The sequence below is a fragment of the Pseudomonas sp. GM30 genome, from assembly GCF_000282275.2.
Classification (GTDB): domain Bacteria; phylum Pseudomonadota; class Gammaproteobacteria; order Pseudomonadales; family Pseudomonadaceae; genus Aquipseudomonas.
Window position 1 is genome coordinate 24,285 of record NZ_AKJP02000003.1, and the last position, 25,877, is coordinate 50,161.

Annotated in this window: 26 protein-coding genes; 11 read left to right on the forward strand and 15 right to left on the reverse strand. The window is 62.0% G+C overall.

What is annotated here, in order from left to right; translation table 11 throughout:
* Positions 1-129 precede the first annotated feature (129 nt).
* Positions 130-303, forward strand: a complete 174-nt coding sequence (locus PMI25_RS29420; RefSeq protein WP_007962962.1) for a hypothetical protein — start codon at positions 130-132, stop codon at positions 301-303.
* 5 nt (positions 304-308) lie between these two features.
* Here PMI25_RS29420 and PMI25_RS02390 read toward each other — a convergent pair whose 3' ends face one another.
* The gene (locus PMI25_RS02390; RefSeq protein ID WP_007962963.1) at positions 309-1,511 is read right to left on the reverse strand and encodes a multidrug effflux MFS transporter; all 1,203 of its coding nucleotides are present in this window, start codon (positions 1,509-1,511) and stop codon (positions 309-311) included.
* Positions 1,512-1,744: 233 nt separating this feature from the next.
* Complete coding sequence (locus PMI25_RS02395) at positions 1,745-1,945, reverse strand: heavy-metal-associated domain-containing protein (RefSeq protein ID WP_007962964.1); 201 nt, start codon at positions 1,943-1,945, stop codon at positions 1,745-1,747.
* Positions 1,946-2,093: 148 nt separating this feature from the next.
* Here PMI25_RS02395 and PMI25_RS02400 point away from each other — a divergent pair, with 148 nt between their 5' ends.
* The 3 genes from PMI25_RS02400 (at position 2,094) to cueR (ending at position 5,417) form a co-directional block, all read left to right on the forward strand.
* Positions 2,094-2,477 carry a hypothetical protein gene (locus tag PMI25_RS02400; protein WP_007962965.1) on the forward strand — a complete coding sequence of 128 codons (384 nt, stop codon included), beginning with the start codon at positions 2,094-2,096 and terminating at the stop codon, positions 2,475-2,477.
* Positions 2,478-2,613: 136 nt separating this feature from the next.
* On the forward strand, positions 2,614-5,007 hold the full coding sequence (locus PMI25_RS02405) for a heavy metal translocating P-type ATPase (protein WP_007962966.1): 2,394 nt from the start codon (positions 2,614-2,616) through the stop codon (positions 5,005-5,007).
* The gene (gene cueR, locus PMI25_RS02410; RefSeq protein ID WP_007962968.1) at positions 5,004-5,417 is read left to right on the forward strand and encodes a Cu(I)-responsive transcriptional regulator; all 414 of its coding nucleotides are present in this window, start codon (positions 5,004-5,006) and stop codon (positions 5,415-5,417) included. Before PMI25_RS02405 ends, cueR begins: the two co-directional genes overlap by 4 nt.
* On the opposite strand, the gene PMI25_RS02415 is transcribed toward cueR, so the two are convergent.
* The 3 genes from PMI25_RS02415 to PMI25_RS02425 form a co-directional block, all read right to left on the reverse strand.
* Positions 5,371-6,624, reverse strand: a complete 1,254-nt coding sequence (locus PMI25_RS02415; RefSeq protein ID WP_177325692.1) for an MFS transporter — start codon at positions 6,622-6,624, stop codon at positions 5,371-5,373. The two genes, cueR and PMI25_RS02415, sit on opposite strands and share 47 nt — an antisense overlap.
* Positions 6,625-6,797: 173 nt before the next feature.
* On the reverse strand, positions 6,798-7,694 hold the full coding sequence (locus tag PMI25_RS02420; RefSeq protein WP_007962973.1) for a PA4780 family RIO1-like protein kinase: 897 nt from the start codon (positions 7,692-7,694) through the stop codon (positions 6,798-6,800).
* Between the two features lie 291 nt (positions 7,695-7,985).
* Positions 7,986-9,263: an acetyl-CoA C-acetyltransferase gene (locus PMI25_RS02425; RefSeq protein WP_007962975.1), complete on the reverse strand. Its 1,278-nt coding sequence runs from the start codon at positions 9,261-9,263 to the stop codon at positions 7,986-7,988.
* Between the two features lie 328 nt (positions 9,264-9,591).
* Between PMI25_RS02425 and PMI25_RS02430 the strand changes: the two genes are divergently transcribed.
* The 4 genes from PMI25_RS02430 (at position 9,592) to PMI25_RS02445 (ending at position 15,541) form a co-directional block, all read left to right on the forward strand.
* Positions 9,592-10,944, forward strand: coding sequence for a 3-oxoacyl-ACP reductase (locus PMI25_RS02430; RefSeq protein ID WP_007962983.1), 1,353 nt, complete (start codon positions 9,592-9,594; stop codon positions 10,942-10,944).
* A 2-nt stretch (positions 10,945-10,946) separates the two neighbouring features.
* The gene (locus PMI25_RS02435) at positions 10,947-11,801 is read left to right on the forward strand and encodes a MaoC family dehydratase (RefSeq protein ID WP_007962984.1); all 855 of its coding nucleotides are present in this window, start codon (positions 10,947-10,949) and stop codon (positions 11,799-11,801) included.
* Positions 11,802-12,104: 303 nt separating this feature from the next.
* On the forward strand, positions 12,105-13,736 hold the full coding sequence (locus PMI25_RS02440) for a collagen-like triple helix repeat-containing protein (RefSeq protein ID WP_007962985.1): 1,632 nt from the start codon (positions 12,105-12,107) through the stop codon (positions 13,734-13,736).
* A 134-nt stretch (positions 13,737-13,870) separates the two neighbouring features.
* Positions 13,871-15,541, forward strand: a complete 1,671-nt coding sequence (locus tag PMI25_RS02445; RefSeq protein WP_007962987.1) for a ShlB/FhaC/HecB family hemolysin secretion/activation protein — start codon at positions 13,871-13,873, stop codon at positions 15,539-15,541.
* Positions 15,542-15,608: 67 nt separating this feature from the next.
* On the opposite strand, the gene PMI25_RS02450 is transcribed toward PMI25_RS02445, so the two are convergent.
* The 8 genes from PMI25_RS02450 to cpaB are packed head-to-tail and all read right to left on the reverse strand — an operon-like array spanning position 15,609 to position 23,065.
* Positions 15,609-15,881: a DUF3613 domain-containing protein gene (locus PMI25_RS02450; protein WP_007962989.1), complete on the reverse strand. Its 273-nt coding sequence runs from the start codon at positions 15,879-15,881 to the stop codon at positions 15,609-15,611.
* A gap of 17 nt (positions 15,882-15,898) precedes the next feature.
* Positions 15,899-16,621: a tetratricopeptide repeat protein gene (locus tag PMI25_RS02455; protein ID WP_007962991.1), complete on the reverse strand. Its 723-nt coding sequence runs from the start codon at positions 16,619-16,621 to the stop codon at positions 15,899-15,901.
* A 23-nt stretch (positions 16,622-16,644) separates the two neighbouring features.
* Positions 16,645-17,529 carry a type II secretion system F family protein gene (locus PMI25_RS02460; protein WP_007962993.1) on the reverse strand — a complete coding sequence of 295 codons (885 nt, stop codon included), beginning with the start codon at positions 17,527-17,529 and terminating at the stop codon, positions 16,645-16,647.
* Position 17,530: 1 nt separating this feature from the next.
* Complete coding sequence (locus tag PMI25_RS02465) at positions 17,531-18,415, reverse strand: type II secretion system F family protein (RefSeq protein WP_007962998.1); 885 nt, start codon at positions 18,413-18,415, stop codon at positions 17,531-17,533.
* 18 nt (positions 18,416-18,433) lie between these two features.
* Positions 18,434-19,702, reverse strand: a complete 1,269-nt coding sequence (locus tag PMI25_RS02470) for a CpaF family protein (RefSeq protein WP_007963006.1) — start codon at positions 19,700-19,702, stop codon at positions 18,434-18,436.
* Positions 19,699-20,889: a Flp pilus assembly protein, ATPase CpaE gene (locus PMI25_RS02475; RefSeq protein WP_007963007.1), complete on the reverse strand. Its 1,191-nt coding sequence runs from the start codon at positions 20,887-20,889 to the stop codon at positions 19,699-19,701. Before PMI25_RS02475 ends, PMI25_RS02470 begins: the two co-directional genes overlap by 4 nt.
* Positions 20,886-22,109, reverse strand: coding sequence for a type II and III secretion system protein family protein (locus tag PMI25_RS02480; protein ID WP_007963008.1), 1,224 nt, complete (start codon positions 22,107-22,109; stop codon positions 20,886-20,888). Before PMI25_RS02480 ends, PMI25_RS02475 begins: the two co-directional genes overlap by 4 nt.
* A gap of 20 nt (positions 22,110-22,129) precedes the next feature.
* Positions 22,130-23,065: a Flp pilus assembly protein CpaB gene (cpaB, locus tag PMI25_RS02485; RefSeq protein WP_007963009.1), complete on the reverse strand. Its 936-nt coding sequence runs from the start codon at positions 23,063-23,065 to the stop codon at positions 22,130-22,132.
* Positions 23,066-23,400: 335 nt separating this feature from the next.
* Here cpaB and PMI25_RS02490 point away from each other — a divergent pair, with 335 nt between their 5' ends.
* The 3 genes from PMI25_RS02490 to PMI25_RS02500 all read left to right on the forward strand — a co-directional run bounded on the left by PMI25_RS02490 (position 23,401) and on the right by PMI25_RS02500 (position 24,421).
* Complete coding sequence (locus PMI25_RS02490) at positions 23,401-23,616, forward strand: Flp family type IVb pilin (protein WP_007963010.1); 216 nt, start codon at positions 23,401-23,403, stop codon at positions 23,614-23,616.
* 118 nt (positions 23,617-23,734) lie between these two features.
* Complete coding sequence (locus PMI25_RS02495) at positions 23,735-23,947, forward strand: Flp family type IVb pilin (protein WP_007963011.1); 213 nt, start codon at positions 23,735-23,737, stop codon at positions 23,945-23,947.
* Between the two features lie 66 nt (positions 23,948-24,013).
* Positions 24,014-24,421, forward strand: a complete 408-nt coding sequence (locus tag PMI25_RS02500; RefSeq protein WP_007963012.1) for a response regulator — start codon at positions 24,014-24,016, stop codon at positions 24,419-24,421.
* A 60-nt stretch (positions 24,422-24,481) separates the two neighbouring features.
* On the opposite strand, the gene PMI25_RS02505 is transcribed toward PMI25_RS02500, so the two are convergent.
* Both PMI25_RS02505 and PMI25_RS02510 read right to left on the reverse strand, forming a co-directional pair.
* Positions 24,482-25,267, reverse strand: coding sequence for a response regulator transcription factor (locus PMI25_RS02505; protein WP_007963013.1), 786 nt, complete (start codon positions 25,265-25,267; stop codon positions 24,482-24,484).
* A gap of 118 nt (positions 25,268-25,385) precedes the next feature.
* Positions 25,386-25,856, reverse strand: a complete 471-nt coding sequence (locus PMI25_RS02510; RefSeq protein WP_007963014.1) for an A24 family peptidase — start codon at positions 25,854-25,856, stop codon at positions 25,386-25,388.
* Between the last annotated feature and the right edge of the window lie 21 nt (positions 25,857-25,877).

Here is a 25,877-nt window from a genome sequence, read left to right on the forward strand (position 1 = left end):
CCAGACCCTTTAAGGGCTGGCGCTGTTTTTGCCGTCAGTCAGATGCTTCTGCGTTGTCACAAATGCGATCGTATTCAGGTCTACAATCGAAGCCTCTGCGATGCATCTTTTACACAAGGGAGGTCAGCAATGAAGATCCTGATAAAAGAAGTGGCAAAGTCCCAATGGCAGGTTCGCCTGGACCAGCACGCCGTGACCTTTCGCAGTGAAGCCGAGGCCCTCGCCTTCACCCGCACCCTTGAAGCGCGCCTGCACGCGCCCCATCAGTTTCCCGACCCCGGACAGCAACGCGCCGCCGGCTGAAGGTTTCAGGCTTCGGCCTGTGCTTGCGCCAGTGCCCGGGCATTCTGCAAACGCCGGGTGTACATCGCGACGCTCACCACCAGTAATCCGCACAGGCTGATGACCATGGCCATCGGCATGGCGCTGCCGTCGTGCAGCACGCCCACCAGCGAAGCCGCGCCGGACGCCACGCTGAACTGCAGGCAACCCATCAGCGCCGAGGCACTGCCGGCACGCGCGCCCTGACCGTTCATCGCGCAGGCCGCGGCGTTGGGCAGGATGCAGCCGAGGCTGGCAATGCACACGAACAACGGAAGCAACAGTGGCCACAAGGCGTCGGTGTGCATCGAGCTGACCGCGAGCAACGTCACACCGGCCAACAGATACACCCATACCGCCCGTGCCAGCAGGAACGCCGGACCGCGCTTGGCCAACAGCCGCGCATTAACCTGGGCCACCAGAATGAAACCTGCGGCATTGGTGCCGAACAGCCAGCCGAAATGCTCGGCCGGTACGCCGTAGAGCTTGATGAAGACGAACGGTGAACCGGCGATATAGGAAAACATCCCGGCGACGGCGATACCGCCGGTCAGGGCGTGGCCGAGAAACACCCGGTCGCCGAACAACCGGCCGTATTGGCGCAACGCACCGGACAACGGCTGGCGTGGCACATGGGCCGGCAGACTTTCCGGCAGACCCAGCGCCACAGCGAGGCCGGCCAGTGCGCTGAAGCCAGTCAGCACGAGGAAGATCGACTGCCAGCCCGTGGTGTTAACCAGCAGACCGCCGAGCAGCGGCGCGAGGATCGGCGCCAGGCCCATCACCAGCATCAACTGCGAGAAGACTTTCGCCGAACCAACCGCATCGCACTTGTCGCTGACCACTGCCCGGGAAATCACCATCCCAGCGCAGCCGCCCAGCGCTTGAACGAAACGCGCGCCGATCAGCCATTCCAGATTCGGTGCGTAGGCACAGGCCAGCGAGGCCAGGGTGAACAGGCCGACCCCGCCAAGCAACGGCAGGCGCCGCCCAAAACGGTCCGCCACCGGGCCGTAAAGCAACTGCCCGATCGACAGGCCGGCGAAATAGGCCGCCAGGGTCAGTTGCACATGCTTTTCATCAGTGCCAAAGGCCAGCGCCATCGACGGAAACGCCGGCAAATAGAAGTCGATCGCCAGCGGACCGAAGGCGCTCAAGGCACCGAGAATCAGAATGGTACGGAAGTTCATCAGGCATCCAGGTGGGATAGGAGTCGGCAGCCCGACAGTCTAGCCGCGCTGAGACACCTTGAACATTCCGATAGCTCGCTAACTATTAGAAATCAGATGACCTACACCTGAAACCTGTGGCGAGGGAGCTTGCTCCCGCTGGCCTGCGCAGCAGGCCCAGTGTTTTTCAATTGGAAAAAGGGCCGCTTCGCGACCCGGCGGGAACAAGCTCCCTCGCAACAGGGGATTTATCACTATCCGGCGAGTTTTACCGGGTAGCCCTCTTCGCTGATCACCTCAATGACCTGCTCGGCACTCAGCGAACTCTCGACGCCAACTTCCTTGGCCCCCAGATCGACCCGCACGCTGGCCGCCGGATCTTTCGCCTGCACCGCGTTGGTGATGGCTTTGACGCAGTGACCGCAGGACATGCCTTGAACGTTGAACACTTGCATGGATGGACTCCTTTGAGTGAGGTTGCCGGCAGTGTCGAGCTTGCCACCATGGCAAGGTCAAGTTCTGCGAAAAACTGCCGGGCTGGCAATCGGCGTCGCGCTCAGCCAAGCTGCGTGCATCAATGACTCAAATTCAGGAGATTCAGCCATGCGCTGGTCAGCTTTCAGCCTGTTTGGCTTGCTCAGCCTCTTTGCCGCCCTGCCCCAGGCCAACGCGACCGGCGAGGACTACGCCGTACTGATCATCTCGCGCGAGCGTCTGGAAGTGCCGACTTCTTGCGAGATTGGCGTGTACGTCAATGATCAACTCGCTGGGCGCCTGCTGCAGGAACAGACTACTTCCTTCAACCTGCCCCACGGCACGCTTTCCATTCGGCTGAAACAGTTGCCTGGCCAGGTGCCGGGTTGCCAGGCAGGCATGCTCGCACCGCCCGCGCAGGAGATCTCACTCAAGGCCGGCGATGTGGTGAAATACCGGATCGCGGCAAATGCCAAAGGCTTGTACCTGCGACCTGCTGCCCTCGAATACTAAGAACCTTTCCCAATGTGGGAGCCAGCCTGCTGGCTCCCACATTTTTTTGCCCTGCGACAACATGCAGATTGGCGCTTGACCTTGCCCGCATGGCAAGGTTGATCCTTGTAGGCATCTACTACAGGGAGTACGACCGATGTCCGATTCCACCACTTTCGATCTGCCGATTGCCGGCATGACCTGCGCCAGTTGCGCCGGGCGTGTCGAGCGGGCATTGAGCAAAGTCAGCGGCGCCAGTGCCGTCAGCGTCAATCTCGCCACCGAGCAGGCCCGGGTCCAGGCGCCCGGCGACAGCTTGCCGGCGTTGATGGAGGCGGTCGAACGCGCCGGTTACAGCGTGCCGCAGCAAACCGTGGAATTGAGCATCGACGGCATGACCTGCGCCTCGTGCGTCGGCCGCGTCGAACGCGCCCTGAACAAAGTCCCCGGGGTGAAGAGTGTCAGCGTCAACCTCGCCAACGAACGCGCGCACCTCGAATGGCTCGGTCAGGTCGATATTCAGTCGCTGCTCGATGCTGTGAGCAAGGCCGGTTACTCGGCCAGCGTCTGGCAAGCCGAACATCCCGCCACCGATAACCAGCAACAGCGTCTGCACCATGAACGCTGGGCGCTGATCTGCGCCATCGCCCTGGCTTTGCCGCTGGTGCTGCCGATGCTCCTGCAACCGTTCGGCATTCACTGGATGCTCCCGGCCTGGGCGCAATTCGCCCTCGCCACCCCGGTGCAATTCATTTTCGGCGCACGGTTTTATGTCGCCGCGTGGAAAGCCGTGCGCGCCGGCGCCGGCAACATGGATTTGCTGGTCGCCCTCGGCACCAGCGCCGGTTATGGCCTGAGCCTGTACGAATGGGCCACCGCCACCGGGCGCATGCCACATCTGTATTTCGAAGCCTCAGCCGTGGTGATTGCCCTGGTGCTGCTCGGCAAATACCTGGAAAGCCGCGCCAAGCGTCAGACCGCCAGCGCCATCCGCGCCCTCGAAGCCTTGCGCCCGGAGCGGGCGATTCAAGTCATCGGCGGTCGTGAACAGGACGTTGCGATCAGTGCCCTGCGCCTCAACGATCTGGTTCTGGTCAAACCTGGCGAACGCTTTCCGGTGGACGGTGAAGTGCTTGAAGGCCAGAGCCACGCTGACGAAGCGCTGATCAGCGGCGAGAGCCTGCCTGTGCCAAAACAGCCGGGCGACAAGGTCACCGGCGGCGCGATCAACGGTGAAGGTCGCCTGCTGGTGCGTACCACCGCCCTCGGCGCGGAAAGCGTGCTGGCGCGGATCATCCGTCTGGTCGAGGACGCTCAGGCAGCGAAAGCGCCGATCCAGAAACTGGTGGATAAAGTCAGTCAGGTGTTCGTGCCCACCGTGTTGCTGATCGCCCTCGCCACCCTGATCGGCTGGTGGTTGTACGGCGCGCCAATGGAAACCGCATTGATCAACGCCGTCGCCGTGCTGGTGATTGCCTGTCCGTGTGCCCTCGGTCTCGCCACGCCAACAGCGATCATGGCCGGCACCGGCGTGGCCGCGCGCCACGGCATTCTGATCAAGGACGCCGAAGCGCTGGAACGTGCCCATGAAGTCGACAACGTGGTCTTCGACAAGACAGGTACGCTGACTTCCGGCACGCCACGCATCGCGCATTTGAGCGCGGTGGATGGCGATGAGAATACGTTGCTGAAAACGGCTGGCGCCCTGCAACGCGGCAGCGAACATCCGCTGGCCAAAGCCGTGCTGGACGCGGCCGCCGAGCGTGGTCTGAACGTGCCGGATATCAGCGACAGCCAGTCCCTGACCGGGCGTGGCATCGCCGGCAATCTTGGCGGTCGGCGTCTGGCGCTGGGCAATCGGCGTTTGCTGGAAGAAAGTGGCCTGAACGCGGGCAATCTCGCCGAATCCGCCGAGGCCTGGGAAAGCGAAGGCCGGACCTTGTCGTGGCTGATCGAGCAAAGTCCTGAACCGCGCGTAATCGGCCTGTTCGCCTTCGGTGACACGCTCAAGCCCGGCGCATTGCAAGCAGTGCAACAACTGACCGCCCGCGATATCCACAGCCATCTGCTGACGGGCGACAACCGTGGCAGCGCGACAGTGGTCGCCGAGGCGTTGGGCATCGAGAACGTGCTCGCCGAAGTGCTGCCCGCCGACAAAGCCGCCACCGTCGCCGAACTGAAGAAAACCGGCGTGGTGGCAATGGTCGGCGACGGCATCAACGACGCCCCGGCACTGGCCGCAGCGGACATCGGTATCGCCATGGGTGGCGGCACCGACGTAGCGATGCACGCCGCCGGCATCACTCTGATGCGCGGCGATCCACGGCTGGTACCGGCGGCACTGGAGATCAGCCGCAAGACCTACGCGAAGATCCGCCAGAACCTGTTCTGGGCCTTCGTCTACAACCTGATCGGCATTCCGCTGGCGGCGTTCGGCTTCCTCAACCCGGTGCTGGCCGGCGCGGCGATGGCACTGTCGAGCGTCAGCGTGGTGAGCAATGCGCTACTGTTGAAAACCTGGAAACCGAAGGATCTGGAGGAGCACCGATGAACATCGGCCAAGCGGCCCGGCACAGTGGTCTGAGCGCAAAGATGATCCGCTATTACGAGTCGATCGGCCTGCTCAAGGCGGCCCATCGCACCGACAGCGGCTACCGGGTCTACAGCGATGATGACCTGCACACCCTGGCGTTCATCAAGCGTTCGCGGGACCTGGGGTTTTCTCTGGAGGAGGTCGGCAAGCTGCTGACCCTGTGGCAGGATCGCCAACGTGCCAGTGCCGATGTGAAAGCGCTAGCGCGTCAGCACATCGACGAACTGAATCAGAAGATCCGCGAACTCGGCGAGTTGCGCGACACCCTGCAGGATCTGGTCGAGCACTGTAATGGCGACCATCGTCCCGACTGTCCGATCCTCAAGGAGCTGGCGTCGGGCTGCTGCGCGCAACCCGCCCGCGCCTGAACGCCAACAGTTTCACGGTCAACAGCGTACCGAGCGGGATGCCGTGGAACAGCATGACCACGGCACCCGGCGTCCACCATTCGTAGAACGGCGCGGCAATCAGCATGCCGACGCCAAACCCGGTCATTTGCAGCAAGGTCAGGAAACTGAAAATCGGCAGACGCAAATGCTCAGGCTCACGTTGCAGGCGCGAAATCAGGCCGACTTCGGAAACGCCATCACCCAATCCTGCCGGCAGGGAAAACAGCAGCAGGCCGAGCAGGCTGTGCTGCTGGAACATCAGGATAAAGCCGCAGGACATCAACGCCACGCCGAAGAAATACCGTCGCTCTAGATCACGGTTATCCATGCCTTTGAGGCGACTGGCAATTCGTGCGCCGAGCAGTTTGCCGCTGGCCCACACCGCCAGCATCAGGCCCAGCGTGGTGCTGGCCGAATCGGGTGTCAGCAGTCTGGAGATGATCGGGAACCCGACGTTGTGCGCGGCACTGCCCAAGGTGTCGGCCATGGTCACGGCGAGCATCGCCGCAATCACCGGGGCACTGCGCAGGCCTTGTTTCAGGGCTGACCATTCGCCGCGTTCGCTGGCCGATTGTTCGCTGACGTGTGGCGCGGCGAAGCGCAACGGGGCAATCATTAGCGCTGCCAGCAGATAGGTCAGTGCGTTGAGTGCGAATACCGTTTCGAAACCGAATGCCGCCACCAGCAACCCCGAGACCAGGCTGCCGCCAACCATCGCCGCCGATGACGCCGAGGTGATCCAGGCGTTGGTTTTCAGTAGCTGCGCCGGGGCGATCAGCCTCGGCAACTGGCTGTTGAGGCCGATGGCGAACATCGAGTTACCAAAGCCCAGGCCGAACGCGATCACCGGCAACAGCAACGCCTGCTGGCTCACCGGCAGGATCAACAGCAGGCCAAGCAGCGTCGCGCGCAGCAGATCGAAGGCCATCAGCGGTACCCGGCCATTCCAGCGCCGATAGAACCGTGTGCCGATCAGGCTGGCGAAAATCCCCCCGCCAACCCGACTGGCGAGAAAAATCCCGACGCTCATGGCGCTGTTGCTCAGCAGGTAAACGTACGTCGCCAGCGCGACCATGTTGAGGAAAGCGCCGAAGTCGGAGATCAGCCGGGCGGTGATGATGAGGCGGGCGTTCACATTCAATCCTTGAGTGTGCGGGGGCGGACAAGATTCCCATATAACGTCCATAGATACCACCGGCCCCTGTGGGAGCTGGCTTGCCAGCGAAGAGGCCGGTACATCCGATAAAATTTTCAGCTGAACCACCGCTATCGCTGGCAAGCCAGCTCCCACAGTGAGGTGTGGTGACGGAATATACGGGCACAAAAATCCCGGCCGAAGCCGGGTTTCTGTTCAAGCGTTTACTGCATCCACGGTGGCGGCGGTGGTTCGTCGGACTTGCCTTTGGGCTGGTCATCCGCCGCACGGATCGCCTGCTTGCGCTCTTCGTCGAGCCGCGCCGCTTCGATCTCGCGCAACACACCGCCAACGTCGGCCAGTTCTTGCGGATCGTCGAACTCGCCGGTGAGCACGCTGTTGGGGTGCAAGGTGCCGGCTTCGTACAGCGCCCACATTTCTTTCGCGTAGCGGGTCTGCTTCAGCTCCGGGGCAAAGCGCCCGAAGTACGAAGCCATGTTGCCCACATCGCGCTCGAGCATGCTGAACGCGTGGTTGTTGCCGGCGGCATCCACCGCCTGCGGCAGGTCGATGATCACCGGGCCGGTCGGGGTCAGCAGCACGTTGAACTCCGAGAGGTCACCGTGCACCAGACCGGTACACAACATCAGCACGATCTGCGAGATCAGAAACGCGTGATACTCGCGGGCCTGATCCGGCTCCAGCACCACGTCGTTCAGACGCGGCGCGGCATCGCCATACTCGTCGGCCACCAGCTCCATCAGCAGCACGCCATCGAGAAAGTCGTACGGCTTGGGCACTCGCACACCGGCACCGGCCAGACGGAACAGCGCCGCGACTTCGGCGTTCTGCCAGGCGTCTTCGGTCTCCTTGCGACCGAATTTCGAACCCTTGGCCATCGCCCGGGCCTGCCGGCTGTTACGCACCTTGCGGCCTTCCTGATACTCGGCTGCCTGGCGGAAACTGCGTTTGTTCGCCTCCTTGTAAACCTTCGCGCAACGTAACTGGTTACCGCAGCGCACCACATAAACAGCTGCTTCTTTACCACTCATGAGTGGGCGCAGCACTTCGTCGACCAGACCGTCTTCGATCAGGGGTTCAATGCGTTTTGGAGTCTTCATCAGCTTTTATTGTGGGTCCTTTATTACCAAACACGCGAATGTCACTCGTTATACGGCAATCCTCGCGCTACGGGGAGGGGTTGCCGACCTGTGAACCCTGTGGATGCACACACTGTGCCGAAATAATCGAGCTTTGCCGATCATAGCCGAGCCGACCTTGCTTGTAGTTATCGGCTGTCGAGGGCATTTGCGACAGAATCTGACACGCAGCGGTGATGAAAAGATTCAAGGTCAAAAGATCGCAGCCTGCGGCAGCTCCTGCATGAAATTGGCGTCGAAGGCTGCGATGTTTTAGCGTTCGATGATTGCGGTGACACCCTGCCCCCCAGCCGCGCAGATCGAGATCAGTCCCCTGCCCTTGCCTGCCGCATCCAGCAGTTTTGCCATGTTTGCGACAATCCGCCCACCGGTCGCGGCAAACGGATGCCCCGCCGCCAGCGAGCTGCCTTTCACATTCAACCGGCTGCGATCGATCGAGCCCAGCGGTGCGTCCAGCCCCAAACGCGTCTTGCAATATTCAGGGTCTTCCCAGGCCTTGAGCGTGCACAGCACCTGGGCGGCGAACGCTTCGTGTATTTCGTAGTAATCGAAGTCCTGCAGGGTCAGCCCATTACGCGCCAGCAGGCGCGGCACCGCATACACCGGCGCCATCAACAGGCCTTCGGCGCCGTTGACGAAATCCACCGCCGCCGCTTCGCCATCGCGCAGATAGGCGAGGATCGGCAAACCACGTTCTTTCGCCCACTCCTCGCTGCCCAGCAGCACCACCGAAGCGCCGTCGGTGAGCGGCGTGGAGTTGCCCGCCGTCAGCGTGCCCTTGGCGCTTTTTTCGAAAGCGGGTTTGAGCGTGGCGAGTTTTTCCAGGGTCAGGTCCGGGCGCAGATTGTTGTCGCGGGTCAGGCCGAGGAACGGGGTCATCAGGTCGTTGTGCCAGCCCTCGCTGTAGGACGCGGCGAGTTTGTGATGGCTTTCGAGGGCCAGTTGATCCTGCTCTTCACGGGGAATATTCCAGGTCTGCGCCATCAGTTCGCAGTGCTGGCCCATCGACAGGCCGGTACGCGGTTCGCCATTACGCGGAAACTCCGGGATCAGGTGCCGCGGACGCAGTTGCAGAAAGGTTTTCAGCTTGTCGCCGGTGGTCTTGGCGCGGTTGGCCTGCAGAAGGATTTTGCGCAGCCCTTCGCTGACGCTGATCGGCGCGTCCGAGGTGGTGTCGACGCCACCGGCAATGCCGCAGTCGATCTGGCCGAGGGCGATTTTGTTGGCCACCAGCAGCGCCGCTTCCAGCCCGGTACCGCAGGCTTGCTGGATGTCATAGGCCGGGGTGGCCGGTGACAGCCGCGAGCCGAGCACGCACTCGCGGGTCAGATTCATATCCCGTGACAATTTAAGCACCGCCCCCGCCACCACTTCGCCGATGCGCAGGCCGTGCAGGTTGTAGCGTTCGATCAGGCCTTCGAGAGCGGCGGTGAGCATCACTTGGTTGCTGGCAGTGGCGTACGGCCCGTTGGAGCGGGCGAAAGGAATACGGTTACCACCGATGATGGCGACGCGGCGCAGCTGACTCATGAAAAGCTCCTTTTCCAAATGGTCGAATTCACCTGAATCCTCTGTAAAAGTGATCTGTGGTGAGGGGATTCATCCCCGATGGGTCGCGCAGCGGCCCCCTCATTGCAATCGCTATACATTGCGACTGCTTCGCAGCCGATCGGGGATGAATCCCCTCGCCACAGGTCACTCCTACAGGGTTCAACGTTGTTTCTGAATTTGTGTTTGGCCACACAACCATCGGCGGCCAACTACTCTGCTGTTCTAGCGTAGGCCTTATTGCGTGGATCGAACGATTGATTGCCGTTGGTAGTCCACACTTTGAACCCCAACTTTTGGAGAGCGTTCCATGTCTGACCGCTATATCGACTTCGCCAACTCATCCATCGGCCACCGTCTGGTCGGGGCTTTGGGCCTGCCGTCGCCGGTGCGGCTGGAACGCTGGCAGGCCGGGCGCCTGCGGCCGGTGGACGGTGCGCTGCTGATCGGCGGCGGGCCGCTGGCCGAGCGGATCAACGCGTTCGCCAACCGCCTGACCGATGCGATCTACAGTTACGGCAGCGAACCGTCGCTGGCCACCGCGTGGATTCCCGGGCACGGGCCGAAACTCAAGGCCGTGGTGTTCGATGCCAGCGATCTGCAGCACACCGACCAGCTCAAACAGCTGCGTGAGTTCTTCCAGCCGTTGATGAAAAATCTCGACAGCAGCGCGCACCTGGTGATCCTCGGCCGCGCCCCGGAAACCTTGCGCGATCCGTTTGCGTCCAGCGCACAGCGGGCACTCGAAGGCTTTTCGCGCTCGCTGGCCAAAGAGCTGCGCAGCGGCGGCACGCTGCAACTGATCTATGTCGGTGAGGGCGCCGAAGATCAGCTTGAGGGGCCGCTGCGGTTTTTCCTCTCGCCGAAAAGCGCCTTTGTCTCCGGGCAGGTGATTCGCCTCACCGCGTGCGCCACGCCGGTCACCGATTGGACCCGGCCATTGGCCGGACGCAGGGCGCTGGTCACCGGCGCGGCACGCGGGATCGGCGCCTCGATTGCCGAGACCCTCGCCCGCGATGGCGCCGAGGTGATTCTGCTCGACGTCCCCCCGGCCAAGACTGATCTGGAAGCCCTCGCCGCACGTCTTGGCGGCCGGGCGATCACCCTTGATATCTGCGCCGAAGATGCCGCCGCGCACCTGATCGAACAATTGCCGAACGGCCTCGACATTCTGGTGCACAACGCCGGGATCACCCGCGACAAGACCCTGGCCAACATGACCCCGGAATTCTGGGACGCGGTGCTGGCGGTCAACCTCAATGCTCCGCAAGTGCTGACCAAGGCCCTGCTCGACAGCGGCACCCTGCACGACAATGCGCGGGTGATTCTGCTGGCCTCGATCAGCGGCATCGCCGGCAATCGCGGACAGACCAACTACGCCGCAAGCAAGGCCGGGCTGATCGGCCTGGCGCAGGCCTGGGCGCCGACGCTGCACGAACGCGGCATCAGCATCAACGCCGTGGCCCCGGGCTTCATCGAAACCCAGATGACCGCGCACATCCCGTTCGGCCTGCGTGAAGCCGGACGGCGCATGAGTTCGCTGGGCCAGGGCGGTTTGCCGCAAGACGTCGCCGAAGCCGTCGCATGGCTGGCACAACCGGGCACCGGTGCGGTCACCGGCCAGGCATTGCGGGTCTGTGGACAAAGTGTTCTGGGGGCATAGGCATGAGCATTGAATGGCACACCCTCGACCGTGAACCGAGCCTGCCCGGCCTGTACGCGCGGGCCGCGACCCGGCGCAAGATTACCGGCACCCGACTGCCCGACAGCGGTTTGCGCTGCTGGGTCGATGTCGACGGCCAGAAACTGGCGGCGTATCGCAAGGTCTGCGGCTTTGCCGATGACGGCCTGCTGCCGCCGACTTATCCACACATCCTCGCGTTCGCCCTGCAGATGCAATTGCTCACGGCCAAGGAATTTCCGTTCCCGCTGCTGGGGCTGATTCATCTGAGCAACCGCATACGCGTATTGCGACCGATGGGCGGGATCAGTCGAGCGCAAGTCAGTGTTCGCGTGCACAACCTGCAGCCGCATCCCAAAGGTGCGACCTTCGACGTACTGACCACTCTGGACGATCAACTCGGACCACTGTGGGAGGCCGAAAGCCAGATGCTCTGTCGCGGGGTGAAACTCGATGGCGAACCTGTCGAGCAACACTGGGAGCCGACCCAGGTGTTGACGCAAGTGGCGCAATGGAAAGCCCCGGCCGATATCGGTCGGCAATACGCCAAAGTCTCGGGCGACTACAACCCGATTCACCTGAGCGCCGCCAGTGCCAAACTGTTCGGTTTCCCCACGGCGATTGCTCACGGCTTGTGGAACAAGGCCAGAACCCTCGCGGCACTGGCTGATCATCTACCCAAGGCCAACCTTGAAATCGCCGTGCACTTTCGCAAACCGGTGCGCTTGCCCAGTGAGGTTTCATTGCCGGCGAGTGCGCCGGGATCCAGCGGCGAGTTGCGCCTGATCGGCCACGGCGATCTGGAACACATGGTCGGGCAATGGCAACCGATTGCCTGATCCTCACCCCCGGGCAAGCCTGTAAATTGTGTATATATCACTTAAGTTTTTCCACGCTTGGCGCCGCACTCTGAAAAAACCCAGGCCTTGATTTTCAAGGCCTTTTTTTATGCGTCTATATCCTGGGTATTAGTCCTTAGGCACGGCGCGGCGCCTTATATATAAAGGCGTTAATACCAACTTGAGAATGGTCGAAACCTGCGGCGCGATTGAGATTGACACCACGGACGAGGCATTACCGGCGACAGATCGGTGAGCCATCGAAAACGACGAATGTTGTTACAGGTGCAAGGAATCTCAATCATGAAAACTCAAGTGTGGTGCAAATCGGCAACAGCTCTGGCATTGATCCTCTCCCTTGGCCTCGCTGGCTGCAGCAGCGGCGGTGGCGGCCATCACAGCAGCTCCGGCAGCTCTTCGCCAGACAGCGCGACGTCGGGCACTGGCGGCACTAGTGGTACTGGCGGTAGCAGTGGCACTGGCGGCACTGGCAGCACCGGCGGCACCGGCGGTACCGATACCGCAGGCACAGGTGGTACCGGAGGCACCGGTGGTACTGGCGGTACTGGCGGTACGGGTACAACCAACCCGACCGATCCGACCAACCCAACCAATCCGACCGACCCTACGGGTCCAACCAACCCGACCAACCCGACCACCACTCCGCTGGTGACCACCACCCTGGTGCAGGATGTCGGCAAAACCGTCGCAGGCGTCGGTGATGGCGTCGGCCAGGTCGGCGATTCGCTGAGCACCGTACCGGTCGTCGGTGGCGTCGTGCAAAGCGCGGCCAACACCACTGGCAACGTGGTCAGTACCCTCGGCAATGGCGTGGCCAACGGCATTGGCAAACTGGGCACCGTCGACAACGGTCTGGGCGTCACCGCATCCTCGGTGGGCGGCGTGGTCAGCGATGTCGGCAACGGTGTATCGGACCTGAGCGGCAAACTGGCGGCCGCCACCGGCAGCGTTCCGGTTGTCGGCGGCGTGGTCACCAAAGTCGCCCCGGTACTCGACGGCGTCGGTGAAAAAGTCACCATGCTCGGCGACACCCTGAGCCTGGCCACCACCACCGGCCCACTCGGTTCAGTGACCAAAAGTGTCGGCAACGGTCTGGTGCCAGTGATTGCGATGGTTGAAAGCACCACCGACAAAGTCGGCGCTGCGACCGGCCTCGGCGCTCCGCTCAATGGCGTACTCGGCCAGGTCGGTGGCGCCGTCAAAGGCGTGGGCGGTCAGGTAACCGGTGCTGGCGGCGGCAACGCCTTGACCAACACCGTTGGCGGCGCGTTGACCAACGTCGGCACCGCGGTTGGCAAAGCCGGCGGGCTGGTGGATAACGGCACCAGCACCGGTGGTGGATTGGGCGGCGGTCTCGGCGGCGGCCTGGGCGGTACCGGCTTGCTGCAAACGGTTGGCGGCGCCGTGGTCAACGTCGGCTCCGGGCTGAACGCTGGCAGCACCAACGGCGTGGTCAGTGCCGGCGGCGTCACGGCTGGCGGACTGGGCAATACCATCGCCTCGCTCAACACCGTACTCGGCGGCTCGGGTACTCCGATCACCGCCACTACCTCGCCACTGGCCAGCGTCGGCGCCACCGTCGGTGCCGGGCTTAATCCGGTCACCAGTGCAGTCACCAGCGTCACCCAACAAGTTGGCGCAGCGACAGGCCTGGGCGCACCGGTCGCCGGTCTCACCGGCCAGGTCGGCGGCGCAGTCAGCACCGTTGGCGCCACCATCGCGTCCACCAACAACCCGGTCACTACCGCCGTCGGCGGTGTGGTCAGCAACGTCGGCGCAACCGTTGGTGCAGTCGGCGGCCTGCTCAACGGCGGCACCAGTACCGGCGGCACCGCCACCGGTGGCACCGCAACCGGTGGCCTGGGTGGTGTACTCGGTGGCCTGACCGGCGCTCTTGGAGGCAACAAACGCTAAATTGCACCTGGCCGATTCGACGGCCTCACCTACAGCGCCTACGCTTGGTTGAGGGCGGAAGATTCCCACGAGTCTTCCGCTTTTTTCTTAGGAAAAATTTAACTCAGCGCTGTGATCTGACCATGGAGTGTCCTATGCGCGTAATGGCATCCCTGCTGTTCCTCAGTATCAGTTCCGCCGCCCTCGCCGACACCCTGCCCAGCTTTCTCAACAGCAACGAAACCACCCGCAACCTGCCCGTGCCGAACCTGCCGGCAGATGCCTATCGCCCCGCGGCCACGCCTCTGCAAGTCCCCGACCCCGGCGCGGCCACGGCGCAGCCGCTGTTGATGGACACCAAAGTCAATCTGAAAACCGTGCAGATCGAAGGCGGCACGATCTACCCGCTCAACGAACTGGCCGAAGTCTACAAACCTCTCATCGGCCACCAGACCAGCCTGGCCGAGCTGATCGAAGCCACCCGCGACATCACTCGACGCTACCAGAAGGACGGCTATCTGCTGTCCTATGCCTTCCTGCCGCAACAGCGTTTCGACGATGGCGTGGCCCGGGTCGTGCTGGTGGAAGGTTATGTGCGCGACGTGCAGGTGCAAGGCGATGTCGGCCGGGTCAAAGGCCTGCTCGACGAGCTGGCGGCAAAAATCCAGGCCGAACGCCCGCTGACCCGCAAAACCTTCGAACGCTACACCACCCTGATGACCCGCATTCCCGGGGTGACCATCCAGGCGCAAGTGCCGCCGCCCGGCACCACCGACGGCGCAACAACACTGGTGGCCCAGGCCAGTCGCAAACCGTTCACCAGCACCATGAGCACCACTGAAGACAACCGCAATGGCACCCAGGCTTTGCTGGGGGTCAGCAGTAATTCGCAGACCGCCATGGGCGAACAGTTGACCCTCAGCGGACTGTTTCCGCCGGGGGACGATCATGAGCATTACTACCGTGTGGACTACAACCAGTTCCTCAACAGCGAAGGCACGCAACTGAGCCTGTTCGCCTCACGCTATCGCGCGGATCCGGGCACCAATGTGCTGACCAGCGATGGCTTTGAACTCAAGCCGCACAAGGAAGATGACCGCTACTCGATCGGCGTCAGCCACCCGTTCATTGCCGCCTCCAACGAGCTGCTTAACGCGGGAGCGCGGCTCTATGCAGTGGATGACAAAAACCGCTACAACGTGGTCGGCTACCCGATCAGCATCGAAGAGCGCACCAACGTGCGCGCCCTCGCATTCGAAGGCGACTGGCGCAAGACCGATGCGCGGCAGCTGCGGATTCTCAGTGGTGGCGTGTATCAAGGCCTCGACAGCATGGGCGCGCATTCCAACAACCCGGCGCTGGACCTGAACTTCCTGCGCCTGCGCCTCTCCGGCGTACAGAGCGACAAGTTCTTCGACAACTGGCAAGGCGTACTGTCGGCCGCGTTGTACTGGAGTGATGACACCCTGCCCGACAGTGAACGTGCGGTGTTCGGCGGGCAGAATTTCGGCCGTGGCTACCCGGACGATCAGGCGTCGGGCGACAAGGGCTGGGGCGCGGCTTATGAGGTCAACTACAGCTTCAATCGCGACGGCAACTGGGTGCGCATCCTGCAACCGTACGTGGTGCTGGACCGTTCGAAAACCTGGTTCAACACGCTGGCGGTGCAGAGCAACGACCTGTCATCGGCAGCCGTAGGCCTGCGTTTTGGCGATGCCAAGTACTACAACATTGCGTTGGAGGCCGCCAAGCCGATGTCGGATGAAGCGCTGGATACGTTCAATCGGCGGGCGCGCTACAGCATCAGTTTCAGCTATCAGTTGTAGGCCTTCAGCCAGTCTGACATCGCCGGTTTTTCGGCGATAGAAGACTGGTTTGAGCCACGTCATCGGCCTAGTTCTTGGTCTCGATCTTGCCACCCGCATCCGGGTCGTAGAAATCCGGAATCTCGTATTTGTACTTCTTCAACCAGCGCTGCATCGCCTGTTCGCGCTCCGCCGCCGTGGCGGTTTGCGGCTTGGTCGAGGCGGCCTGGTTGCGGCTTTGCAGCACCAACCAGCCTTCGGTTTCCTGTTGCTGCGCCGAGGCCGGGCCGGCGTCGATCGCCTGGGCCGCAAGCGGCAGGCTGAGCAGGGTCAGGCAGCACACACGGTGCAAGGTGTTCATGGCGATCTCCCTGGATGTCACTTGAGCGTCGACGGTTGCGGGTCCGCCACCACCGCCACCTGATTGCCGGCGGGTGGCGTAGCCTTGGTCGGTACCTTGAGTTTTTCCGCGCGGGCCTGGGCGTCGGCGAACTGCTCCGGCGTCAGGTGCGCGCGGCTGACGATTTCGGCGGCTTGCTGCCAGTTGTTCTGGTACAGCAGCAAGCTCACCAGATTCAGCGTGGCCAGTTGATCGTTCTGCTTGAGTTCGATGGCCGTCAGGAACTCGAAACGCGCATCTTCAAGACGCAACTGGTTGAGGTAGACCACGCCCAGGTCATTGCGGATTTTTTCATTGGTCGGCGCCAGACGTACCGCGCGCTGCAAGTGCGCCTGGGCCTGGCCGTTGTCGCCACGGGCGGCATAGATCTGGCCCAGGCCATGTTCGGCGTCCGCCGTCAGGCAGGTGCCGAGCAAACCGCGATACAGCGGCTCGGCTTCACTGCGCCCGAGCAAGCGGTAGACCCTGGCCTTGCGCAGGCGTACCTCGACCAGTTTGTCGGGCAGGCTTTGCAGGTTGGCCAGGCTGGCGTGCAGCTTGCCGTCGTTGGCCAGATCGTCCGCCAGGTTCAGCGCCAGTTCCTGTTCGGAATCGAGCTTGCTGCAACTGGCCGGTGCGAGCATCGCCGACCACGGCGCCTGACCGTCGGTGGCGCAACCACCGAGCAACAACACACTTGCCAAGACAATCAGTGCTTTCATCAAACGCTCTCCATGAGCCCACATCAGTTTGCAAACGCCCGGGTAATCGCGGTGAACCCCGGGCCGGCCAGTACGATCAGCAAGGCAGGAAACAGAAACAGCATCATCACCACCGACATCTTCGCCGACATCTTCGAGATGTATTCCTGCAGTCGGGTGAGGCGGCGGTCGTCGAGTAATTGTTTGAGCGCCAGCAGCGATTTCATTGCCCCGCCACCCTGCTGAATCAGTTGCTGCAGGATCACGCAGGTGTCGGTGAACTCATCGACCGCCAGCATCACCGAGGTCTTGTTCAACTCCTGTCCCAGCTCCAGTCCCGAGTCGACCCGGGCCAGAATCAGGCGCAGTTCGCGGGTCAGTTCCGGCAGCAGTTTCTGCCCTTCGGTGCTGAGCACGCGCAAGGCTTGTTCAACCGCCATGCCCGACTCGAAGAGGATGCGCAGCAGCGGAATGAACGTGGAGATTTCCACGGCGATGGTTTTCTGCCGACGCCCGGCGGCGTAAGCCAGCAGCCGCTTGGGCAACAGGTAACCGGCGCCGGTGGCGAGCATCGGCACGATCCAGCGGTTGGCGGCGTGCGGAAAAAACACTTCCTGCAGAAAGATCGCCAACCCAAGCGCCAGCAGCGGCGTGCCGATCTGGCAGGCGGCGAACAGCGAGCGCTCACTGGCGCGGCGCCAGCCGAGGCGACTGAGCAGGGTCTGGGTTTCGCTGTCGATGCTCACTGAGCGCTGGCCGAACCTGCTGTTGCCCAGAGCACGCAGCCAGTTACCAAAACGGTTCTCACGCACCAGATGCCCCTGCAACCGCTGGTTGACCTGGCGCACCCGGCGCCGCTCCGTCAGCAGGTGATTGACCACCAGCAACAGCGCGCCGAGCAGCAGCATCAGAGCGGCGAGATAGACCATTTCAAATACTCCGCAACATGCGCCACAGCGCCAGGCAACCGGTCACTTGCAACACCACGGCGATGATCAACATGGTCCGACCACCGGAGTCGTGCCACATGCCGAGCATGTAGCCGGGGTTGGTCAGCATGAAGTAGCTCACCAGAATCACCGGCAGCGAACCCAGCACCCACGCGGTCATGCGTGTTTCGCCAGTCAGTGCGCGCAGTTGCCGGGCGCCCTGGTCACGCTCGCGGATCAGCTTGATCAGGTTCTCCAGCAGTTCGCTGGCATTGCCGCCGTAGCGATGGTTGACCTTGAGGCCGAGGGCGAACATGCGCAATTCGTCCTGTTCGTAGAGTTCGGCGAAATCGCTGACCGCATCCGGCAGATTGACCCCCAGCTGCACGTTGCGCTGCACCCGGCCCATGGCTTTTTTCAGCGGATCCTCGCTCGATTCGATGCCGCCCATGACCGCGTCGCTCAAGGTGCGGCCGGACTTGAGACTGCGTACGGTGTAGTCGAGCAGTTGCGGCAACTGCTCGATCATGCGTTTGATCCGCCGGTGGTACAGCCAGGAAATGTACAGCCGCAGGATCAGCGGCGGCGCCAGCAGCATCGCCAGCAAACCGATCCAGTCTGCCAATAGATAACCGAGGGCAATCGCCACGCCCCACAGGGTCATCCACAGCCCGAAACGTTCGGTGGGACGGCCAAGCCCGGCGCGTAAAAACATCCGTTCAAGCCCGACCCAGGCCGGTTTCTGTGCGACCAGTTGCGGCTGCCCCGCCGCGAGGCGATTGAGCACCCGTTCGTTGTTGGTCTTGTGGATGCCGTGCACGAACAGCCAGATCGACAGCCCGAGCAGGATCAGACACAGGAGGATGAGAATGGCCGGTCCGATCATGATGCAAGTCCCATGCGGTCAGCCCAGGTGGGTCTCGTGGCGCAACTTGTCGCCCGCCGGATTGACCGCTTCGCGCAGGAAGCCGAAACCGGTACGCCGATCAAGGCGAAACAAGGTGTTGGTGACGTAGACGTCTTCGCGGATGCCGACCACTTCCACCACCTCGCTGACACAGCGGCGGCCGTCGGGCATGCGGGTCAGCTGAATGATCACGTCGAGCGCCGCGCAGATCATCTGGCGCAAGGTGCGCTCGGCGATCGAGCGACCGGTCAGCCCCACCAGCGTCTCCAGCCGCAACAACGCATCCTGGGCATTGTTGGCGTGCACGGTGCTCATCGAGCCGTCGTGACCGGTGTTCATCGCGGTCAGCACATCGACCACTTCAACGCCTCGGATCTCGCCGAGAATGATTCGGTCGGGGCGCATGCGCAGGGCGTTGCGGATCAGGTCGCTGGCCTTGACTTCACCATGGCCCTCGGCATTCGGCGGGCGGGTTTCCAGGCGCACGACGTGCGGGTGGCCGAGCTGCAATTCGGCGACATCTTCGATGGTCACCAGACGTTCGTGGGGGTTGATCAATTGGCTGAGGATGTTCAGCAGCGTGGTCTTGCCGGTGCCGGTACCGCCGCTGATCAGCACGTTGCAACGCTTGCCCACCGCCTCCTGGAGGAACTCGAAAATCGCCAGGTCGATGGTCTGCATCGCCATCAGATCACTGCTCTTGAGCATGTCCTTGCGAAACTTTCGAATCGACAGGCAGGGGCCGTCGAGGGCGATCGGCGGAATGATCGCGTTGACCCGGCTGCCGTCCGGCAGACGCGCATCGACCATCGGTGAAGACTCGTCGAGGCGCCGTCCGAGTGGTGCGAGAATCCGTTGCATGACCCGCTCGACGTGATGCGCGTCGATAAAGCGCAGGTCACTCTGATGCAGCACGCCATCGCGTTCGATGAATACCCGGTGCGGGCCGTTGACCAGAATCTCGGTCACTGACTGATCGCGCAGCAGCACTTCCAGCGGACCGAAACCGGTAAGTTCGTCGACGATTTCCTCGGCCAGGCGCTCCATCTCATAACGGGAAATCGCCAGGTGCAGGCGGGCGATGTATTCGGCGACCTTGTCGGTGACAAACTGCGCCAGCAACTGACGCGATCCCTCCAGCAGGTTTTTCCCCGACTCTTCGATGGCGTCGATGATGTAGCGGTGCAGGACCAGTTTCAGGCCTTCGTGATCGGTATTGCCGACCGCGCCGTGGTGTACCGCGCCGAACAGTTTTTCCGCGCTCATGAGGTGCCTCGCAAGCGGTCGAACCAGGTGACCTTGGGTTTGGCCAGGCCTTCCGAGCGCTTGGCCAGACGTTCGCCGAGAGCCCGCAGGCTTTGCGTGAGTTTTTCCCGCGGGGCCAGTTCGAACAAGCTGACGCCCTGGTTCTTGGCGTTCAGGCGCACTTCGGCATTGGCCGCCAATACCGCGATCACTTCAAGGTTGAAGGTTTTGCCCAGGGTTTCAGCATCCGGGGCCACGCTGCCCAGATAGCCGTCCACCAGCAAACGCGCGTGGTCGAGCTTCATGCCCTTCTCGCGCCACAAGTTGAGTACCGCGAGGTTGCGGCGGCAGTTGAGCACGTTCTGATCGGTGTACCAGATCAGCTTGTCGCAGTGGCTGACGAACGTGCGCAAGGCTTCACTGTCGGACTGCCCGGTGAGGTTCACGACGATGTGCTGGAAGTGTTGGCGCAAGGCGCTGAGCAACATGTACAACTCGGCGGCACTGGTGCTTTCCAGCGGCTCGTCGCTGCCGGCATACGCCAGAATCCGCAGACCCGCTTCAGCGCTGGTGAAGGCACTGTCGATCAGCGTCGCGTCGAGCCTGCGCAAATGACGCAAGGCATCGCCGAAGTGGAACGAACTCTCGAGCCCGAGCAGCGCCAGGCTGTCACCGCGCGGCAGGCCCAGATCCAGCAGCAAGGTCTGCTGTCCGCTCTTTTGCACCACCTGCGCCATATGGTTGGCCAGCAGCGCGCCATCCGAATAGCTCTGCGTGCCGTACAACACCGTAAGGCCGCCAAGCTGCGTGTTGGCCGCCACCGGTGGCAGGCGCTTGTTCAAGCGCCGCACCAGCCCGGCGACTTCACTGGCGCGCGAACCGTAGGCGACAAAATCCCGGGCGCCGGCACGCATGGCATTGAGCACCAGTTGGTTGTCCATGCCATCGCCGAGCGCAACGATGGCGAGCATCGGTTTGGCTTCCAGCGCGCCTTCGATCAACGCACTCTGCGCCACCACATGCTCGCGGTCGAGGCCGACGAACACCAGGCTGGCGAAGGTGACGTCGACCAGCGCCAGCAACTCGTCCAGGCTCCCGGCCCCGGCGCTCACCACCTGGCCCAGCGGCGCGAGTGCGCCTTGCAGCCACTCCAGATCGGTGCTGTTACGGGTGATCGCCAGAAAGGTCTGGCTCAGGTTCTGGTTCATTGGGACAGCCCACTGCGTTTGTCGAAGTTGCCGTTTTCGAGGAAGAACATGCGGTAGAAATTCGGGTCGTAATTGCGCAGTTTTTCCCCCGGCAGCGACGGCAGTTGCGCGTCCGCCGCCAGTGGCTGCACCAGGTGCGGGGTGACAATCATCAGCAGTTCACGCTCTTCGCGCTTGATCTGCGAGCCTTTGAAGAAGGCGCCGAGCACCGGGATATCGCCCAGCCCCGGAAACTTGTTCACCTGCGAGGTGTTGGTGGTGCTGATCAGGCCGCTGATCACGAAGCTTTCGCCGTCGGCCAGCGAAACGCTGGTGTCGGTGCGGCGAATGGTCAGGGCCGGCACGGTAGTGCCGGCGATTTGCACGGCGTTACTCAGATCCAGTTCGCTGACTTCCGGTGCGACTTTCAGCGCGATGCGGTCGTGGCTGATGACGGTCGGCGTCAGGGTCAGGCGGATACCGAACTCCTTGTATTCGATCGACACGTTGTCGCTGCCGGCGCTGGGCACCGGAATCGGGATTTCACCACCGGCCAGAAAGCTTGCGCTCTGCCCGCTCAGCGCCACCAGGCTGGGGCGCGCAAGGGTGTAGGCGAAACCGCTGGTTTCCAGGGCGTTGATGATCGCCATGGTCTTGCCACCGATCCACGAAAAGTTGAACAAGCCGTTATCCACCGGCAGTCTCGGCGTCGGCACGCCGTCGATGGGTGGCAACGTACCGGGCGAACCAAACAGGAAATTGCCCCGGGTGCCGATCAGCGAAGCGGTGGCTTCCTTGAGTTTGGTGCGGCTGACTTCGACGAAACGAATGTCGGTCTGCACTTGCGAGGGCAGTGTCGGATCGTCGGAAGGCATTCTGCTGGCGCTGGTCAGTGCGGCGGTGGCACTGCCCTTGACGAACACCATGCTCTGGCGCGGCTCGCTGGAGCACGACGTCCAGACCATCAGGCTGGTGGCGCCGGGGGCCACCCCGGTGAGTAGAAACGATGCGCTGCCGGTGTCGTGCACATCGGCGATCTTCGGGTCGCCGATGGCCACGCGGGTGATCGCCACCGGCGACTGGATGTCCTGCTGGAAGCCTTCGCCGATCTCGATCACCGGCGGCATACGGCCGAGTGCCGAGCAATTGCCGGTGGCCGCGACGGCGGCGTTGATCGACAGTCCCATCAGTATCAAGGCCCGGACGACAGGTGTTAATAGCGGCCTGAATCGACTCTGCATGCACGTGGATCCTTGCTCAGTCATGGGGCTTGTTGGGAAAGCTGATTGCCGCGGATCACTTCCATCGGCCGCGCACCGCCATGGCCGCCAGTGGCCGGCGCTTTCGGCGCGGCACCGAGGGCCAGTTGGGTGAACTGGAAGAGTTGGCTGTTGGCGTTATCCACGTGCGCCGGTGACTGGGTTTCACCGGCCCAATACTTGGCCAGACGCTGTTCTTCGCTGCTGCGCACGGCCAGGCGCAACGTGCCGACCTGAGTGGCGAGCATCATCCGGCTGAGCAATTGTTCGGGCACCGCCAGCACCACGGTGCGCGCAGCAATCCGGCGTTGATCCTGTTTGAGTTTTTCGTCGGCGCTCAAGGCTGGGTTGGCGGGCTGCCCATCGTTGGTCAGGCCGTATTGCTCACCGACACCGAGCACGCGCATCGCCGGTACGACGATCTGCGCCGACTGCTGCAGATTGCTCGCGTCCTGACGCAGGTAGAGCAGCACATCGACGTAGTCACCGGGGATCAGTTGTCCGGCGGCGCCGATCACTTCGTCCACGGCCACGGTCAGCGCGCGCTCATCACTGTGAATCATCCGCGCCAGTGAGCCACCGGCCTGAAAGCTTTCATCGTTGAGCCAGGTGCCAGCGCTCAGGTGCCGCCACGGCGTGCGACCGATTGCCTGATCAACGCTGGCGAGGCTGCCGGCTGGCGCACTGCGCAGTTTCTCCACTGCCACATCGGCAGCCGTGAGCGGCGTGAACGGCGGGACATCATGTAACAACACGACCACTGGCTGGCGGGTCTGATCTTCGGCGGCGGCCACGGTTTTTTCAATGGCGACTGCCGGGGCGGCAGGCACCTGGGCAACGGGAGCCGGTTGCCGACTGAGGACCAGGCCCCAGTAACCGACGACGATTGCTCCCAACAGCAGCACTGCTGCAAGACCCATGGTGACGCGACTGTTCATGACGGCTCTCCCTTTCCTGCTGCACCGACAGCCTGTACTTCCTGTCGAGAGAATTTTTCGCGATCAGGCAGCTATGAACATGCAACGATTTCGCTATTTCCAAGCTAGCTGATCCGAGACAAAACGCCATTACTGACAGGAAAATAACCCACTAAAGTATGAGCCTTGGCCAATTAACTGCAGGGTTTGGCTCGACTAACGTTCTGGTTAATCCTTTGTGATTAATCCGTTCTTACAGTTGTTGACCGGGGGTTTGTTGACAATGCTCTGATAGCACGGTGAAAGCATGCCGCTGTAGCGTTGGATCGGCGCCAGAGGCGCAAAGGAGTGGACGTATGTTTCGGATGATCATCGACTATCTACTGGCCAGGGCCAGGCTGCTGTGCAGAAGTGAAGAAGGCGCGTCTGCCATCGAATACGCGATTGTGGTGGCAATGGTGGCTGTCGTGGTTGTGGTGTTTGTGACGCCCATCGGCGACAAGGTGCTGGCCATTTTCAACCTGGTGCTGACCAAGCTCGGTGGCACGGCACAGAGCAGAGTCGCGCCTTAATCAAAATCCTTTCCCTTCTACCAGTGCCTTGGCCCCCTGCTGAAAACAGTAACGCTCCGGCACTGGCAATCATCGGATTTCACAGGTCCGATCTCTCGCTGTCATGAGGAGAATTTCAATGATCCTTGAATACCTGATATTGCGCCTGAGGTCCTTTCTGGCCAGCACGGAAGCCGCTTCAGCCATCGAGTACGCGATTGTCGTGGCTATGGTGGCGGTCGTGGTGGTGGTGTTCATCACACCGCTGGGCGCGAAAATCTTTGCGATTTTCAACAACGTCCTGGTATCCCTCGGCGGCACTGCACAAACCGCTCCGGTGCAAACCCCCTGATGTGAGTCGCGTCCGGCGAATGTCGCGCTACACTCGATCTCACTTTCAGCTTTTCAGGGACTGCCCATGACTGCTTCCTCACTCCCCCGCCAACAGTTGCTTCTGGTTGACGATGAAGAGGACGCGTTGCTTGAGTTGGCCGAGCTACTGGAGGGCGAGGGCTTTGTCTGCCACACCGCGACGTCGGTGAAACTCGCCCTGCATCACCTCACTCGCTATCCGGACATCGCCCTGGTGATCACCGATCTGCGCATGCCGGAGGAGTCCGGCATGTCGCTGATCAAGCGTCTGCGCGAGCACACCTCACGCCAGCATCTGCCGGTGATCGTGACCTCCGGACATGCCGACATGGAGGACGTCAGCGACATGCTGCGTCTGCAGGTGCTGGATCTGTTTCGCAAGCCGATCTATCACGTGCGCCTGCTGGAAACCCTGGACAATCTGTTCCCCAAACCCAAGACGCAGGCCGGATAATCGCTCAAGGTATTTTTTGGCAGAATTGACTGCCTGCCCGCGAAGGGCAGGCAATCGTGATCAGTGTGCTGTCACACGCTGACGGGCGGCCGAAGCACTGGGTGATAGCGCCAATGCCAACTGGGTGCGGTTGTGCATATGGGTCAGGCGCAAGACCTGCGAGACATACAATTTCACGGTGTTTTCGGTGATGCCCAACTCGCAGGCGATCTGATAGTTGGTCTGCCCTTTGCCCACCAGCCGCGCCACGTCCAGTTGCCGTGGTGACAGCTGATTGAAGATCGCCGGAATCTCCTGCTCGGCTTCGGCGCTGTCGCCGCCGAGCATGTCTTTGACCACCGCCGCCGGATTGCGCCGGACCTTGTCCAGGTCCTGGTAGAGATCGTCGATGGATTCCGAGAGAAACTGCAGCTTCTGGTTCAGGTGTCCCAACTGCACATTCTTGTGCCGCTCTTGCAGGGCTGCTTCCTGACGCTTCACGCCTTCGAGCAGTTCATCCAGCTGGATCGGCTTCTGATAGTAATCGGCAATCCCGGCACGCAGCGCCTTGATCACGTCCTGTTTGTCGGCGCGCCCGGTGAGCATGATCGCCTCGAACACCCGGTGTTTGCCGCTGATGCGTTGCAGCTCCTGCACCAGTTGAATACCGTCCATGTCCGGCATGTGCAGATCGCTCAGCACCAGGCCGATTTCCACGTCTTCGCTGAACCGTTCGATCGCCTGCGTGCTGGATTCACACGGCACACAGCGGTAACCGCTGCTTTCGAGAAACTCGCACAACTCTTCGACAATCAACGGTTGATCATCGACCACGAGCACTTTTACCGCCGACGTAAGCTTGTTCACGAACCACTCCATTGCTCGGGCCAAAGCTGACTTTTTCTGCACTTTGGCGATGTAACGACTTCATTTGAAAGTAGACGCACTTTCCGACTATGTACATAGAACTAGTGGCACCTGGCGACTAATGGATCCAATGAATCGAAGCCAGTACCCCCAGCAGCACGAACGGTGCAAATGGCAGCTTCTTTGACGCTCCCGGCTCCATATATCGAAGATGTTCTCTAAGTCGTTGACTCATATGAAGCCAGACTCTTGGCGCGATCAGTAGCCAGAGCAGACTGGCGATACCCGCGCCGATAAACGCACAAAGAATGAATAAACCGTTCGTCGCAAGGCCCATGGCTGTCATTAATTTCACATCGCCTGCGCCCATCCGGCCCATGAAATACCCCGGCAAGGTCAACACCAGAGCAATCACGCCCGCCCAAAGTCCCTGCTGCGCATCGGCACCGAGCCACGTCGTCCCGGTGACCAGCAGGTAGATCAGCGCCAGCGCTCCTGCACCGAACGTCAGCACATTAGAGATGCGCCGTTGCCGGGCATCCTGGGCGGCGCACAGGGCCAGCCAGATCAGGAGAACTAAACTCTGCATCCGGTTAAATCCGTCCGATTT